This window comes from Bacillus sp. JJ1773 (assembly GCF_036962035.1).
Lineage (GTDB): Bacteria > Bacillota > Bacilli > Bacillales > Cytobacillaceae > Cytobacillus.
Genome location: NZ_JBALNX010000036.1, coordinates 1 through 14,118 on the forward strand (window position 1 = coordinate 1; position 14,118 = coordinate 14,118).

18 protein-coding genes are annotated in these 14,118 nt (G+C 40.7%); 2 read left to right on the forward strand and 16 right to left on the reverse strand.

Translation table 11 applies throughout. The features are described 5' to 3' along the window. Positions 1-121 precede the first annotated feature (121 nt). Positions 122-541: a hypothetical protein gene (locus V7127_RS09775; protein WP_335485340.1), complete on the reverse strand. Its 420-nt coding sequence runs from the start codon at positions 539-541 to the stop codon at positions 122-124. A gap of 235 nt (positions 542-776) precedes the next feature. Between V7127_RS09775 and V7127_RS09780 the strand changes: the two genes are divergently transcribed. Then, a complete protein-coding gene (locus V7127_RS09780; RefSeq protein WP_335485343.1) occupies positions 777-1,115 on the forward strand; it encodes a helix-turn-helix domain-containing protein in 339 nt (112 codons plus the stop codon). Positions 1,116-1,214: 99 nt separating this feature from the next. Here V7127_RS09780 and V7127_RS09785 read toward each other — a convergent pair whose 3' ends face one another. Continuing rightward, positions 1,215-1,409 (reverse strand): hypothetical protein, encoded by a 195-nt coding sequence (locus tag V7127_RS09785; RefSeq protein ID WP_335344543.1) that lies wholly within the window; start codon positions 1,407-1,409, stop codon positions 1,215-1,217. Positions 1,410-1,412: 3 nt separating this feature from the next. Then, positions 1,413-1,772, reverse strand: coding sequence for a single-stranded DNA-binding protein (gene ssb / locus V7127_RS09790; RefSeq protein ID WP_335353642.1), 360 nt, complete (start codon positions 1,770-1,772; stop codon positions 1,413-1,415). A gap of 281 nt (positions 1,773-2,053) precedes the next feature. Between ssb and V7127_RS09795 the strand changes: the two genes are divergently transcribed. Beyond that, positions 2,054-2,488: a YwpF-like family protein gene (locus tag V7127_RS09795; RefSeq protein ID WP_335485346.1), complete on the forward strand. Its 435-nt coding sequence runs from the start codon at positions 2,054-2,056 to the stop codon at positions 2,486-2,488. Between the two features lie 55 nt (positions 2,489-2,543). On the opposite strand, the gene V7127_RS09800 is transcribed toward V7127_RS09795, so the two are convergent. From V7127_RS09800 to V7127_RS09860, 13 genes are all read right to left on the reverse strand, one after another. Continuing rightward, positions 2,544-2,783 (reverse strand): hypothetical protein, encoded by a 240-nt coding sequence (locus tag V7127_RS09800; protein WP_335485349.1) that lies wholly within the window; start codon positions 2,781-2,783, stop codon positions 2,544-2,546. Between the two features lie 161 nt (positions 2,784-2,944). Beyond that, on the reverse strand, positions 2,945-3,367 hold the full coding sequence (gene fabZ / locus V7127_RS09805) for a 3-hydroxyacyl-ACP dehydratase FabZ (RefSeq protein ID WP_335344547.1): 423 nt from the start codon (positions 3,365-3,367) through the stop codon (positions 2,945-2,947). A 262-nt stretch (positions 3,368-3,629) separates the two neighbouring features. Further along, complete coding sequence (locus V7127_RS09810) at positions 3,630-3,902, reverse strand: DNA-directed RNA polymerase subunit beta (RefSeq protein WP_335344548.1); 273 nt, start codon at positions 3,900-3,902, stop codon at positions 3,630-3,632. A gap of 13 nt (positions 3,903-3,915) precedes the next feature. Next, the gene (locus tag V7127_RS09815; protein ID WP_335485351.1) at positions 3,916-4,758 is read right to left on the reverse strand and encodes a flagellar hook-basal body protein; all 843 of its coding nucleotides are present in this window, start codon (positions 4,756-4,758) and stop codon (positions 3,916-3,918) included. 45 nt (positions 4,759-4,803) lie between these two features. After that, on the reverse strand, positions 4,804-5,625 hold the full coding sequence (locus V7127_RS09820; protein ID WP_335344549.1) for a flagellar hook-basal body protein: 822 nt from the start codon (positions 5,623-5,625) through the stop codon (positions 4,804-4,806). A gap of 235 nt (positions 5,626-5,860) precedes the next feature. Beyond that, positions 5,861-6,862 carry a rod shape-determining protein gene (locus V7127_RS09825; protein ID WP_335344550.1) on the reverse strand — a complete coding sequence of 334 codons (1,002 nt, stop codon included), beginning with the start codon at positions 6,860-6,862 and terminating at the stop codon, positions 5,861-5,863. Between the two features lie 499 nt (positions 6,863-7,361). After that, positions 7,362-7,634, reverse strand: coding sequence for a sporulation transcriptional regulator SpoIIID (spoIIID, locus tag V7127_RS09830; protein ID WP_335344551.1), 273 nt, complete (start codon positions 7,632-7,634; stop codon positions 7,362-7,364). Between the two features lie 570 nt (positions 7,635-8,204). Beyond that, the gene (locus tag V7127_RS09835; RefSeq protein WP_335485354.1) at positions 8,205-9,065 is read right to left on the reverse strand and encodes a peptidoglycan DD-metalloendopeptidase family protein; all 861 of its coding nucleotides are present in this window, start codon (positions 9,063-9,065) and stop codon (positions 8,205-8,207) included. A 509-nt stretch (positions 9,066-9,574) separates the two neighbouring features. Continuing rightward, complete coding sequence (gene spoIID / locus V7127_RS09840; protein WP_335485357.1) at positions 9,575-10,606, reverse strand: stage II sporulation protein D; 1,032 nt, start codon at positions 10,604-10,606, stop codon at positions 9,575-9,577. A gap of 348 nt (positions 10,607-10,954) precedes the next feature. After that, the gene (gene murA / locus V7127_RS09845; RefSeq protein ID WP_335344554.1) at positions 10,955-12,268 is read right to left on the reverse strand and encodes a UDP-N-acetylglucosamine 1-carboxyvinyltransferase; all 1,314 of its coding nucleotides are present in this window, start codon (positions 12,266-12,268) and stop codon (positions 10,955-10,957) included. Positions 12,269-12,301: 33 nt separating this feature from the next. Beyond that, a complete protein-coding gene (locus V7127_RS09850) occupies positions 12,302-13,045 on the reverse strand; it encodes a YwmB family TATA-box binding protein (protein WP_335485361.1) in 744 nt (247 codons plus the stop codon). Positions 13,046-13,388: 343 nt separating this feature from the next. Next, positions 13,389-13,634, reverse strand: coding sequence for a DUF1146 family protein (locus V7127_RS09855; RefSeq protein ID WP_335353636.1), 246 nt, complete (start codon positions 13,632-13,634; stop codon positions 13,389-13,391). 202 nt (positions 13,635-13,836) lie between these two features. Then, a partial coding sequence (locus V7127_RS09860) for a hypothetical protein (protein ID WP_335485364.1) occupies positions 13,837-14,118 on the reverse strand: 282 nt, incomplete at its 5' end.

Here is a 14,118-nt window from a genome sequence, read left to right on the forward strand (position 1 = left end):
TAATTTAACTTGATGGACAACTTTTCGCATTTTTTACAAAACCTGTCCAAGTAACCGGACTTGTTGGACAGGTTTTCGCATTTTACCAAAAACCTGTCCACATCCAATCCCCTCTCCAGCCTTAGCTGCCAATCGTCTGATCATCATCAAGACTTGGCGGCTGTTTTATTATGGCTACTTTCTTTGGTGCGTTTGGCCGATACGCCATATATGAGACTCGGTTCCCTTCTTTAATTAAAAAACAGGATAAGTAGCGATAATTGGCGGATATTGTTCTGGGTTTCCTCACCTCTATGGAGCCTTTTTTGAAATCAAATAAATAATCGATTGATTGTTGGGTGTTATTTTCTAGGTAGTAAAAACGGAGGATTGTATTTTTTCTAAGAGGAACTTTTTGATATGATTTCGGTTTTTGGAGGTTAATTAACTTGAGGGCGTCAAAAAAACCGGGTTGGTAATTAATATTAAGATGTTTCTTACTGAATTGCTCCCTGCAAAAATAAAATGACGCTGCTAACTTGTTTTCTTTTTTAAATGACACATCAAACCACTCCTATTCCACCCTAACACACTATCAGGACTATTTACCTAGTTAAATTCGACAGGTTTCACTAAATTCCTTTAAATAACCCCTAATAAACCTACAAAATTTTACTTTTTCACTCTTTTTTGTAAATTTTCTCGTTCATACGCGTGACTAACAGGAACACAAATCCCCTTTCAATCATTTTGCCGTTAAGTTTAAAGAAAAAGAACTTGTGAAAAGGGCTGAGTACATGTCTTTATCTACAAAGCTGAAGAAGCTTAGGAATGAGCGAAATTGGGGCCTGTGTTTAGTAGCAAATTCACTGAATGTTCATCGGTCTACCATTAGCAAATGTGAAACGGGGGAAATTATTCCGAACTACCAGACTCTTCTTCAGCTCGCTAAAATTAATAACAGTGAGAAACGAGACATTGGATTGGATACTTATATTTTAAAAAAGGGCCCTATTGATCATGATTTGGATATGATTAAGAAGTCACTCTTGGAGCTATATAATTTTGATGAAAAGACGAAAGCCCAAACAATTAGGGTAGTTCAGTTTCTTATACTGGGAATGAAACAAAAGTAAACAAAAACCGGCGCGATATGCGCCGGAAATAGTGGGGGATGGGGAATGTATTGATTCTCTCTATGAGGGGGAAAGGTGAATTGAAAACCTGAGGAACACTCATGAAGGGTATTTTTCCGAAATCACCTTAGGATCAGTTTGGTGAACAGGGTGATAGACGGGCAATAATGACTCGCGGAGGATGACTTCTAATTGATTGACCCGATTGGTTAAGTCGTTTACTCTTTCGTTGGATTTGCCCAACATTCTTATTAATGCCTCAACTAGGCTTTCTAATTCCCTCTCTTTGTTCAATTCCTAAGCCTCCATTCCTGCGGGGATAAATGCCTCTTCTGAACGCTTTTGTTCGAGAAATCTCACAGAATCTGCTAACACCTCGGTTACATAAACTCTGATTCCTTCTTGATTGTCATAATATCTTGTCTGAATTCTGCCGGTAATTCCAATTAAAGAGCCCTTACGGCAATAGCGCGATGTATTTTCAGCAGTCTTTCTCCATAGGGTGCATTGAACAAAATCCGCCCCAACCTCTCCTTGCTGATTGCGGTACTGACGGTTTACGGCCAAGGTTACGTTGGTCACGGCTGTTCCCTCGGGTGTTCTTTTGATCTCCGGGTCCTTGGTCAATCTGCCTACTAACGTTACTTGATTGATCATTCATTTCTCTCCTCTCTCCAACATGCTCTTATCTTAATCCCTGAATAGCATGAGAGTAAAAAGTCGAAAATTGAATTATGAGGGGTATTTTTGCAGGAAAAAGTCAGTTTTAATGGGTATAAAGGTTCACTCCAAATTGAAAAACGCTTTAAAAATGCAAAATTAGACATTTTACTAAAGAAAATTCGACAAATCAAAATGCATTGGTATTCCTGCCAAATTCGATTACCCAATAGGTCTATGTTATACTTTCAATAAGCCATATGGACGGGAGGAAAAGGATGAAGACGTTTAAACTCATCTCGCTGCAAGTTGTCGAGGATGATTCATTGGTAGATATCGACCTGATTGACGGGTTAATTATTAATCAAGAGAACGATCAGAATACTTGGATGCTAGAGGCCTATGTGAACAATACGTATAATGATTATTTTCAGAAGTTGTCCAAGCAAGGCGAAGATATCATTGTTCAAGTTGTCATCACGAAAAAGGAAAACAGCCCAGCCGCCTTCCAAACAAAGATTGTCACAATTAAACCTTTGACTGATCATATTAGTATTCTTTTTGAAGGCAAACTGAAGAAAACGAATTATGATTATGCGGAAATAGTTTTGAAAAAACTCATTGATCAGGGTTTAACAGGGGATGAGCTATTGAAGGAATTTAAGACCATTCTCCGTGGAAAGCCTCAGATTACTGCTGCTAAAGGTGATTAAAATAGGGCAACTCTAAGCCAAGAAATTGACGTGGAGTTGCCCCTTCACATATTATCTACTTATTATCATTATCATTATCATTAAGGTCAAGATTGTCATTATTGTTGTTGTCGTTCATGCCGTTGTTGTCGTTCAAATCATTATTTCTGTCTAAATTGTTGTCATCATTGATGACCCCATTGTTATTGTCGTTGTTGTTTGGCGGAGGGGGTTCTTGATCATTGGTTGCACAACCGGCTAAAAGCAACGCTGCAAGAACAGAACCGCCAATTAGGTTTAAAAGCTTTTTGTTCATTCGAAAAAGCTCCTTTCAAATATGTTTTTTTAAGTTGACCTTTTTTACGGGTCTCCTGTTATAATTCCCAAAATCGTCTGCAACTTGCATAAAAAAAAAGAAAGCCAGCAATTTATATGCTGGCTTTCTTACGAAAACATTTCGTCAATTTTAACAAAAACCTACTGCAAAGCAAACATGATTTCAGTTTCGCACACAAGCTCTCCATCGACAGTCGCAATTGCTTTTCCTTTGCCCATTGGCCCCTTAAACCGAATCATTTCAACCTCTAGACGCAATTGGTCACCTGGCTTCACTTGTCTTTTAAAACGGCATTTATCAATTCCAGCAAAAAGAGCTAGACGTCCGCGATTTTCTTCTTTTTTCAGCATCGCAACAGCTCCCACCTGAGCTAGCGCCTCGACAACCAGAACACCCGGCATAACCGGATAATCAGGAAAATGCCCGTTGAAAAATTCCTCATTGGCCGTTACGTTTTTAATTCCGACTGCTTTATGACCTTCCTCCACCTCAAGAATACGATCAACCAGTAAAAAAGGATAACGGTGAGGAATGATTTCTTTAATTTGTTCAATATTTAGCATAATTAGTACCTCCTACTAATATTAGGTTATAGTTTATTGTACTAAAAAAAGAAGCATACGGGAAGTTTGAAATCGTGAGGTGGGAGTTTATTTTGAAGTTGGCAGCCATTTCTGGCAATTTGTCTGCCTATTTTGTTGGTTATCAGCTAATTTCAGTACTTTTTCAGCCAATTTTGATGGTTTATCGCCAATTCCACCACTTTATCAGCCAAATCCCCTAAGCTCCCCCAGCAAGTCCAAAAAAAAGAGGCCTATGCCCCTTTTATTCTCGTTCTACAAGGTCGACAATATGCGTCCAGGTAGACTTCTGGAATATATCTTTCGCATTGCCGCCTCCCATTACACCATACCCGAAGGCTGCTCCTGCTATACCGCTTAGAGTAATTAAAACAGCAACAATGATAATCCGCAGCCAAATCGGAATCATACGCACCCGAATACGGCGATTGCGTCTCTTTTCCGCCATGGTTGTGCGTTCTTTTTTTAATTGTTCACGTGATTTCGCTGCTTCTTGATTATTGTTGTTGATTGACATGTTTATTCCCCTTTTAACGAATTCCGTTGATGAGTCCCATCATTTGGTCAGCGATAGAGACGGATCTGGATTGGAATTGATAAGAACGCTGAAGATTAATGAGCTCGGTCATCTCCTTGGACATATCCACATTTGACTGCTCCAAGGCGCGCTGCTGCATGGAAATTTGATTTCTTAAAGGACCATTAAGATCCGTTAAAATATCATTCACTGGCGTATTTAATTCAGCCATATTTTCCGGCAGACCGAGGAGATTTTCTCCTTTTTGCTCAAGAAATTGCGATTTCTTAATATGAACGACACCAAGATTAAATTCACTTGTACGGCCATCCTCCAAGGAAGCCACCAGTCGCCCTTCGTCCTGTAAAGTAAATTCCTTCACATTATTACTAACAGTAATTGGATTATTGTTTTCATCCAAAACCGGATAGCCATTGCTCGTGACAAGCATGTTTTCATTTGCTGATAATGGAGTTAAGTAAAAGGCACCGTCCCTCGTATAACGGATGGCCGAGCCATTCTCCCCTTGCTCGAGCACTTTAAAATACTGGCCCTCTGCAGTCATAGCCATATCAAGCGATCGGTCTGTATTCTTCAAGCTGCCCTGGCTTCCTACGATTTGCGATTGAGCGAGCTTGGCCCCAACTCCTTGACGAATTCCGTTAGGTGTTAATCGATTGACCTCTAATTGAGGGAGTGTCTGATTATTAAACTGCTGAAAAAGCAAATCCGTGAAATTCGCTTCTCTGCGCTTATAGCCCGTTGTATCGATATTTGCCATATTATGACTGACAATATCCATTTGTTTTTGCAGCTGGGTTAATGTATTCTGTGCCGTAATCATCGTTCTATTCATCGTTCATCCCCCTTTGCCGGAAAAATTTTAGTTCCACCCCAAAAATTACCCGATACGCCCAATTTCATTCGCAGCTTTTTCCATACTCCGGTCATAAGCTTGAAGCACCTTCTGATTCGCCTCAAACGATCTGTAGGCTGATAGCATTTCTGTCATCGTTCTACCAACATCCACATTAGAACGCTCTACAAACCCTTGCTGAAGCTTAAATTGGACTCCTGCAGCATTGTAAGCACTCGGAAGCTGATTGCCGTCCTCTGTTCGAAATAACCCGTCTCCTTGCTTCATAAGGCGGTTTGCGTCCTCCGCGAACGCGATTCCCAGTCTTGCGGTTTCTCCGCCCTCACCTGTCAACACACCATTTTCATTAAGCGTAAATCGATCACTAGTCAGTTGGATGCGATTCCCCGCTTCATTCAATACAAAATGGCCGCTTGCGGTTGTTAAAAAGCCTTGTCCATCCACAGTAAAGTTTCCATTTCGTGTATATTGCTGTTCCCCATTTGGACCCGCTATTGTAAAAAACACACTGCCGTTAACAGGCAAAGACACATCCAGTAAAGCCATGTCCGTTTTAATGCCTGTTTCTTTTAAATCACCCTGCAAAAAAGCCGGCATCGCCTCCTGCATATAAACCCCTGTATTCAAAGCGCCAATTCTCCGGTTGAATGGCAGACGAAGCCCGTCTTCCGTTGGGATCACTTCCTGGTCAAATCGCTGCAACAGCATTTCCGGAAACGCACGCAAGGCAGATTGATCAGCCTTAAAGCCCGGTGTATTCGCATTCGCCATATTATTCGTCAGCATTTCTGTTCTTTTCTGCTGTGCCACCATCCCGGAGGCTACTGTATAAAACCCTCTGAACATAAGTTCACCTCATTAGAAAACTTTTGAAAAATATGTATAAGCATCCGTTTGGAAACGGAATATATTTATTAGCATTACTTCTATTATAGAAAAAATCTTCAAAATAAACATTATAAAAAGTAAGAATTTTTGCAGATATTATTATTTTACCATTTTCTAAAGCAGCCTAAGATAAAAAATCGAGTATAAAACCTCGATGATTTCATACTCGATTTTGTTATTTTTCACTTAAAATTTATCCCAGCTTGCGCTTCGGAAGCTTATCAATATTATCCAGCATAATACCGGTTCCAATCGCAACGCAATCCATTGGGTTTTCAGCTATTAAGACAGGTACTTTCAATTCTTCGGCAAGAAGGGTGTCGATGCCATGGAGAAGCGCGCCCCCGCCTGTTAGTATAACACCGCGATCGATAATATCAGCAGATAGTTCAGGTGGCGTCCGTTCAAGCACACTCTTTGCCGCCTGTACGATGACCGCAACAGATTCCCTTAAAGCACGTTCAATTTCTTCTGAACGAACTGTGATCGTTCTTGGAAGGCCTGATACCATATCGCGTCCGCGAATATCCAATTCCTCGCTCTTTGATCCTGGGAATACGGTTCCAATGGTTGTTTTAATATTCTCAGCGGTTCTTTCCCCGATTAATAGCTTGTACTCGCGCTTAATATATTGCAGAATCTCACTGTCGAAGGCATCTCCTGCCATTTTAATCGAAGAAGAGGTTACGATGTCACCCATAGATAAAACCGCAACATCTGTCGTTCCCCCACCAATGTCAACGACCATGTTTCCGCTTGGCTGGAAGATATCCATACCTGCGCCAATCGCGGCTACCTTAGGCTCTTCCTCTAAATAGATCTTCTTACCGCCACTCTTTTCTGCCGCTTCTTTAATCGCCTTTTGCTCCACACTTGTGATGTTCGTTGGGCAGCAAATTAAAATGCGTGGCTTTGATAAAAAGCCTTTCACATTCAATTTGTTAATAAAATGCTTCAGCATAGCTTCTGTTACGTCAAAATCCGCTATGACTCCATCTCTAAGCGGGCGAATAGCTGCGATATTGCCAGGCGTCCGTCCCACCATTCTGCGCGCTTCCTCACCTACTGCCAAAACCTTATTCGTGTTCTTATCAATTGCTACCACAGACGGCTCATTCAAAACAATTCCGCGGCCCTTCACGTGAATCAGCACGTTAGCCGTTCCTAAGTCAATTCCAATATCCCTTGCAAACATTCTCTCATCTTTCCTCCTTGACTACTGGCCTGCATTGTCCGCCACCTGCTCATGGACATAATTAAGCACCAGGCCAGGTCTGCCCAGTACACGCCTTATGCATTTAGCTATATTAAGCGAACCTCGCTATATTTAAAATTCTTCAACTTATGCTCCAGAAAAAATGAAGCACTCCACTTAACTAACTCACCTAGTTGTAGACCTTTTTGATTATACGAATCAAGTTCTATCCTAATTCTATATTCTACCACACTCAAGGCGAATTAAATAATTTTTTGTCAGAATATGTGTGGGTTTTTGAAGATTTTTGTCGTAAAAGAAAAAAAAGCAGCCAGAGCCTTTAATTTGGCGCCTGACTGCATTTTTTGTTGGCTTTGCTAATAAATATTGTTGAGGATCAATCCGCCTTAGCATACCTGCTATCTTATTTTCGTTGCATAAGGCTAATAATCAACAATAATTTCTAATATAGGCCATTTTGTAAAATCATTTTCTTGTTTTACTTTAATACTTCTCCCTCAATTTCTTCTTTCTTATATTTCATTTTTGTAGCTTCTCCCCCGCGTAAATGTCGGATTGATTTATGGTAATCTAGAATTTCCTTCACTTCATTCGCCAGTTCAGGGTTAATCTCAGGAAGTCTTTCTGTTAAGTCTTTATGGACTGTACTTTTGGATACGCCAAACTCCTTCGCGATAACGCGAACTGTTTTTCTCGTCTCCACGATATACTTTCCAATCTTGATAGTTCTCTCTTTGATGTAATCGTGCACACCACTCGCCCTCCCTAAATTGGATGTGAGAAGTGCGAAATGAGACTCGCTTTTCGCTTTGATCTATACTCTGTTCCGCATGGCGGCTATAATCGGAGAATTCTCCATACGGCAGAAAGCGTTTACTTTCTGAGCTTGCGGTGAATAAACATGTCCTAAGGCACATTCAATACTATCTGCAAAACGACTCCTCACCTCAACCACTCTCTTTGTCAGGTTTGTATCAGTCTATTAGCTTGGTTGCAGATATATGCACGAAAAACACATTAGGGACAAGGTATTGTGAAAGTTTTTTGAAGATTTAGTATTTAACGGGAGATTTTGACTAAAAATATTGTATTTTAGGTAATGGACTGACAGTTTTTAAGGAATAGTGTTCTAAAAAATTTGAAGTAAGGAGGATGGTTTTACTTCATAGTCTCATCCCGGATCTAAGGGGATTTTTGTAGGAAAATGAGCTTTTACCGGTTATTTCCCGAGAAATTGTCGATTGAGGAAATTCCCTGTCAGTAAATGGATAGCGGTCATTCACGCCAAAAAGCCCGCCGAATCGGCAGGCTTTGGCTTATATTATGCGTTTGAAGAATCCTTAGAATTTTGTTCTGTTTCGTTATTCGTGTCTTCTTCGGAATCTTTCTCATCATCGCTTGTACCTTTTTCTGTATCTTCCTCAGAGGCTTTTTCATCTACAGCATCTTGATCATCAGATGCTTTCGTTTCATCTTCCTCACTAAGCTCCTGTAATGTGCTTAATGGCTTTTGGAAGTAATCATGCGGGTTAAGTGCAACGTTATCTTTGCGAATTTCGAAGTGTACATGGACACCTGCTTCCGCATCAAACATGCTTTCACCAGCTTTTGCAATCACTTGGCCTTGCTTAACCTGACTGCCAACCTCGACACTGATCTCTTTAACAGATTGATACTGTGTTACAATTCCTTTGTCATGTTCAATTTCAATGACATTTCCCAACAGCACATCTTCTTCAATCTTCGTAACCGTTCCACTTAAGGATGCAACGACATCAAATGTTTCGCCATCCTTCATCCCAATATTGATACCTGTGTTTTGGTGATATTGGTTTTCGTATAGGACAAGTGCTGCTTCCTGTTCTTCTGCTTTGGCATCTGCGTCATAGAAAGGTCTTTGAATGACTGATGCATCGACATCTTTTACAGGCATCATGATGTTTTCCATAGATCGGTTTACTTCGATTGCTGGTTCATTAAACTTTTTCCCCGGTACATCGGTAGCGCTATTATCCACGCTATCTGGATTCGCTGAATTATTATTCGCGTTTTGGTACCAAAGAACCCCGGTTAGAATGATTGCTGCTGCTGCAATGTAGATCGCTGGGAATACCCAACGCTTCTTGAAAAAGCGTTTAAAGCTGGAATTTTGAGAAGATCGTTTCTTTTCTTCCTCTCTCATTTATCATCACCTCAGCAATCATTCTGAACAGATTAGAAGAATTATATACATCCCCGCAAAAATATTTTTTTGGATTATTTTTCGACAAAATTAAAGAAATTATTCATTATTTAAAAATAAATTTTTTCTGGGATAAAATGTGTTCTTTTGGGCATAAAAAAGAGCTGCCTGCTGGTATCGGCAACTCTATGTTCACGTTTACTTAAGCGAAAGGTTAAAATCCCTATATTGAACCTTTCTATGTTTGTGTTTCCCCGACGAAGGGCTGAAACCCTTACATTGAGCCTTCTTATTTTAGAGTTTTTCCCAATATAGAGCCAAACCCATTACATTAACCCTTCCTATGTTAGCGTTTTACTCAACGAAGAGCCAAAACCCTTACATTAAACCTTCCTATGTTCGCCTTTTACTCAACGAAGAGCCAAATCCCTTACATTGAGCCTACTCACGTGTACACCCTGAAATCACAAAACCATACAGATTGTCTTTTCAGGGTGCCTGGCACCAATTTATTTTTTGGCTAATACTTTAGTAAGGTAGTTTTCTGAGTTAGCAATTTCTACGCCTTTATAGTAGTAGGAGATGATGTCTTTGTAGGTTTTGCCTTCTGAGGCCATCCCATTTGCCCCGTATTGGCTCATGCCGACACCATGGCCATATCCCCTCGTGTTAATGACAACCTGATCCCCCTGGCGCTTCCACGTGAAGTCTGTGGACCTTAGTCCGAGCTTTTCCCTAATCACCTTACCTGAAAAGACTTTCCCGTTAATTTCAACCTCACCGACACGCTTTCCCGCAGTCCTAGCCGTTATAGTGCCGATCGTATTATTGGAAGGAAGCTTGACCCCTAACCTATTTTCGAAATCTGAAATGGTAAATATTTTTTGGTTGCTGAACTTTGGCGATTCCAAGTCCCATGGGCTTTCTACGCTTTTTAAATAAGGGACTGCGTTTAACCAAATAGCCTCAGAATTCTCGGTATACCCATTACTTGTTGAAAAGAAGCTGGCGTCAATCGGTGAGCCTTCGTAAACTATTATTTGCCCACTCGTCTCCTTGACGGCCTCAGTGATTTTTTCGATTGCCCACTTAAAATCTGGACCAAATGTTTTTCTGATTTCATCCATATCCTTATAAACCTGATGCTCCACCGTGTCCGTGACAAGCGCTCCATCAGGCAGCTCTGACTTATTTTCTCGCATCATTTGATTCACAATATACGTTCTTGCTGCTAAGGCTTGAGCCTTTAACGCCTCTTTTTCAAAAGCCCTTGGCATTTCTGATGCTACTACTCCGACAACATAATCCTCTAGCGGAAGCGAATCCACTTGCTTTTTTTTCATTCGAAATACCGCTACCTCAACAGCTGGCACATTAGAGGTTTCCGCTGTATGCTTCGTGCTGTCTTCCTTATTTAACCGCTCCCCGAGCTTTCCTGACACCTGATCGTCTTTAAAAGGGAGGACTAATAAAGAAGGAATCAGCAGAGTAATGAAAACAAGCAGTGCTCCTAGTACGATGAAAGGTTTAAATTTTGTCATGACTATGCCTCCATAATATGTGATTTAGACCCCTTAGAAGTCTGTCTCTTCTCAATCTTATGGTCGTGGACAGGCTATTATGACAAGAATTTTGGGTTGGAATGTTTAAAGGTAGGTGGCTCTTTAGGGCTCAATGGAGGAAAAATAATTTCGAAATATCATCAGAATTCGGGAAGCTAGGCAGGATTGATTTCCACTTTTTCCAAATCACTGCACAACCCCTTCCAAAAAAAGAAAAAACGCAACCCCCATTCATCAGAGGTCTGACGAACGGATTCTGCGCTTCATCTCAAAATTACCTTTTACTAAACAATTCACTCACAAAAGAGACTTTTTAATCTCACAAAACTACGCATTCATATCTGAAACATATCGTTCCACTGGGGCAACGATTTCGTCCACTTCTTTTACGCGCTCAATATCGGCACCAAGGGCAGCCAGCTTGTTGTGGAAATCCACATAGCCACGGTCTAAATGCTTCAATTCCGTTACACGAGTTACGCCATCTGCTACCAATCCAGATAAAACGAGTGCCGCAGCAGCACGTAAATCCGTTGCAGCAACTTCAGCTCCCTGGAGATTAGATGGTCCGTTCATAATAACAGAGCGGCCTTCGATCTTAATATCAGCGTTCATACGGCGGAATTCCTCCACATGCATGAAGCGATTTTCGAATACAGTCTCCGTGATCACACTTGTACCGTTTGCATGGAGTAATAAAGCCATCATTTGTGATTGCATATCAGTCGGGAAACCAGGATGAGGCATTGTTTTAATATCAACTGCCTTTAGTTTCTCTGGACCGATGACACGAATGCCTTCTGCTTCTTCAACAAAAAGAACGCCCATTTCTTCCATTTTTGCAATTAATGAGGTGGAGTGTTCAGGGACAGCGCCTTTGACAAGGACATTTCCGCCTGTAATCGCAGCAGCCACCATAAAGGTACCAGCTTCAATTCGGTCAGGGATGATATGGTGCTCCGCTCCGAATAATTGGTCAACACCTTCAATTCGGATCGTACCGGTTCCGGCTCCTCTAACTTTTGCACCCATTTTATTGAGGAAATTCGCTAAATCCACGATTTCCGGTTCTTTCGCTACGTTTTCTAAAATCGTTGTCCCTTTGGCAAGGGTTGCAGCCATCATAATATTTTCCGTTGCTCCGACACTTGGAAAATCAAGATAGATTTTTGCCCCATGCAGGCGGCCATTTGCTGCTTCTGCCTCGATAAATCCATTGCCAACCTTCACCGTAGCACCCATTGCCTCAAAGCCTTTTAAATGCTGATCAATCGGGCGAGATCCAATTGCACACCCGCCAGGCAATGCTACACGCGCACGGCCATTACGGGCAAGTAAGGATCCCATAACCAAAACAGAAGCACGCATTTTACGGACATATTCAAAAGGTGCCTCTACTCTTAATTCTCGTGATGCATTAACAGTGACTTGGTTATGATTAAACTCCACTTCGGCGTTTAAATAGCGTAATACTTCATTGATCGTGTATACATCGGAGAGTGTCGGTACATCACGAATTACGCTCTTGCCATCACTTGCTAATAGTGTTGCGGCGATAACCGGTAAAACAGCGTTTTTTGCTCCTTCTACTTTGACAATACCGCTTAACCTATTTCCGCCGCGGACGATGATTTTTTCCAAAGTGTATTCCCCTCCGCGTCCAATTTCTCTATATTAATATTCAATCGTTAGGATGGGTGTGCCAACTACAAGGGTAGTCTTTCCGCCCAATCCATGATTTCTTATACCTATTTGCAAATTCATATCCTTGCCTTTTGTTTGAATAGCATTATCAAACAATGTCGAATAGGCGGATGCCGATATGAAATTCTCCTCATGTAAACCTTCTATTTTTTTCGCATTAAATGCTGCTAATAAATGGTTTATTTCATTAGGCAAAGTCTTATCAATTTTATCACTGAATTCGCCTTTCAAACAAGAGAAAATTGTGGTATTTTCATGGAAAATGTCAGAAATTCTGCCATTAAAGAGAGATTGGATCTCTTTTTCGGATTCAGCCTTCCAGCCATTCCCTTTCACTTCATAAATGACATACGTTTGTACTTTATTTTTTGTGGGGGTCGATAGAATCTTTATCGTTTCCGTCTGAGAATCTTTATATAAAACCGCCACGGTTTCCGACTGCTTTTCCAAATCGTTACTCGTCCAAGTCCAATTTGGGAATTGTTTCTTGAGGTCATCTGTATATTTTTTTACCTCATCCACGCTTTGAAGATTTTCCATAATTTCTCTTGCATGTAAAGACCATTCAATGATTAAAATATCTTCGTCTTGTAAAATTGAGGATAGCTTCATAAGATCGAGTTCAGTTTTGGCCACAGTCGTTTTATTCCCAAAGTTTAAGACCATAAAACCAAAAGTACCAACAATTGCCAAAATTATCTTCAAGTATTTCATATTTACATCCTCCCCCTTACTACCATTGTTACCAAGGAGGAGCTGAGCATACTTGGGAATTGTCGTCACTTTTTGACAATTTAGCTTAAGGCGCCTATCAGCTGCTGGCATGAATTCTGCCACAGTACGTAGCGTTCATAGCGACTGAAGCACTTGTAAAATTGAGGATATTGCCCAATTTCTTATATCCTATTCAAAATCGTCAAATTTGGGATTAACTATTTCAATACCAATTTTTAAACATGCAAAAATAGAGCACAACAAATAGAATTGTACTTAAAAATAAGATAATTGAAAACATGTACGAAGACCCATATTATCTACTATTTTGTAAAATCTTTTTTTAAAGTACCGTTTGAAGAATAAGGGGCAATTGCCTCGACCATAGCAGATAATCAAGGAAAAAGTTACTTACGGACGCCCCAATGGCAATCGATAATAGGATGTAGAGTACTCTTGCCTGCATGACACGGTTGGGACGCAAAAGCTGATCAATGCGCAATGCTTGAAGAGCCCACCAGGCTAAAGCAATAAATACCAAATGTGACATAATACTAAGCAACGCCTGTTGTCCAAATCCTGGAACCATGTATACCACTCCCATCTCCATCGCCGCCATAGGAAAAACTATTTGGGCTATGTATTCGATATTTTTTCAAAAATATGGTCATTACTAAACCGAAAATTGACAATCCGCCTATAATCATAGCATGGAACGCGGCTTTATAATAGGAAATAGCACTTGTCTTACAAAGAATCTTTAAGTTTTGATAAAAGTTCGAATTTGTTAGCTAAATATGGGGAGTTAACAGAAGGATTTTTGGATTTGTCAGCCAGATTAGTGTAGTTATCAGCCAATTTCGTGCCTTTGTCAGCCAATTTGAACCTTTTTCATGATAATTGTCCGTCCCCATACACTGCTTTGACTTTTCAATCCCAGTTCTCGATGAAATGTCCGTCCTGACTCCCTGCTCGGACTTTTCTAACTCATTTCTCGGTAAAGTGTCCGTCCTGACTCCCTGCTCGGACTTTTCAAACTCATTTCTCGGTAAATTGTCCGTCCAGACTCTCTG

Excerpts from the sequence above, each read along its gene's own strand:
- V7127_RS09780 (WP_335485343.1), top strand. The coding sequence starts at position 777 with ATGTCTTTATCTACAAAGCTGAAGAAGCTTAGGAATGAGCGAAATTGG.
- ssb (WP_335353642.1), bottom strand. The coding sequence starts at position 1,772 with ATGATCAATCAAGTAACGTTAGTAGGCAGATTGACCAAGGACCCGGAG.
- V7127_RS09795 (WP_335485346.1), top strand. The coding sequence starts at position 2,054 with ATGAAGACGTTTAAACTCATCTCGCTGCAAGTTGTCGAGGATGATTCA.
- V7127_RS09800 (WP_335485349.1), bottom strand. The coding sequence starts at position 2,783 with ATGAACAAAAAGCTTTTAAACCTAATTGGCGGTTCTGTTCTTGCAGCG.
- fabZ (WP_335344547.1), bottom strand. The coding sequence starts at position 3,367 with ATGCTAAATATTGAACAAATTAAAGAAATCATTCCTCACCGTTATCCT.
- V7127_RS09810 (WP_335344548.1), bottom strand. The coding sequence starts at position 3,902 with ATGTCAATCAACAACAATAATCAAGAAGCAGCGAAATCACGTGAACAA.
- V7127_RS09815 (WP_335485351.1), bottom strand. The coding sequence starts at position 4,758 with ATGAATAGAACGATGATTACGGCACAGAATACATTAACCCAGCTGCAA.
- V7127_RS09820 (WP_335344549.1), bottom strand. The coding sequence starts at position 5,625 with ATGTTCAGAGGGTTTTATACAGTAGCCTCCGGGATGGTGGCACAGCAG.
- V7127_RS09825 (WP_335344550.1), bottom strand. The coding sequence starts at position 6,862 with ATGTTTGCAAGGGATATTGGAATTGACTTAGGAACGGCTAACGTGCTG.
- V7127_RS09835 (WP_335485354.1), bottom strand. The coding sequence starts at position 9,065 with ATGAGAGAGGAAGAAAAGAAACGATCTTCTCAAAATTCCAGCTTTAAA.
- spoIID (WP_335485357.1), bottom strand. The coding sequence starts at position 10,606 with ATGACAAAATTTAAACCTTTCATCGTACTAGGAGCACTGCTTGTTTTC.
- V7127_RS09850 (WP_335485361.1), bottom strand. The coding sequence starts at position 13,045 with ATGAAATACTTGAAGATAATTTTGGCAATTGTTGGTACTTTTGGTTTT.
- V7127_RS09855 (WP_335353636.1), bottom strand. The coding sequence starts at position 13,634 with ATGGTTCCAGGATTTGGACAACAGGCGTTGCTTAGTATTATGTCACAT.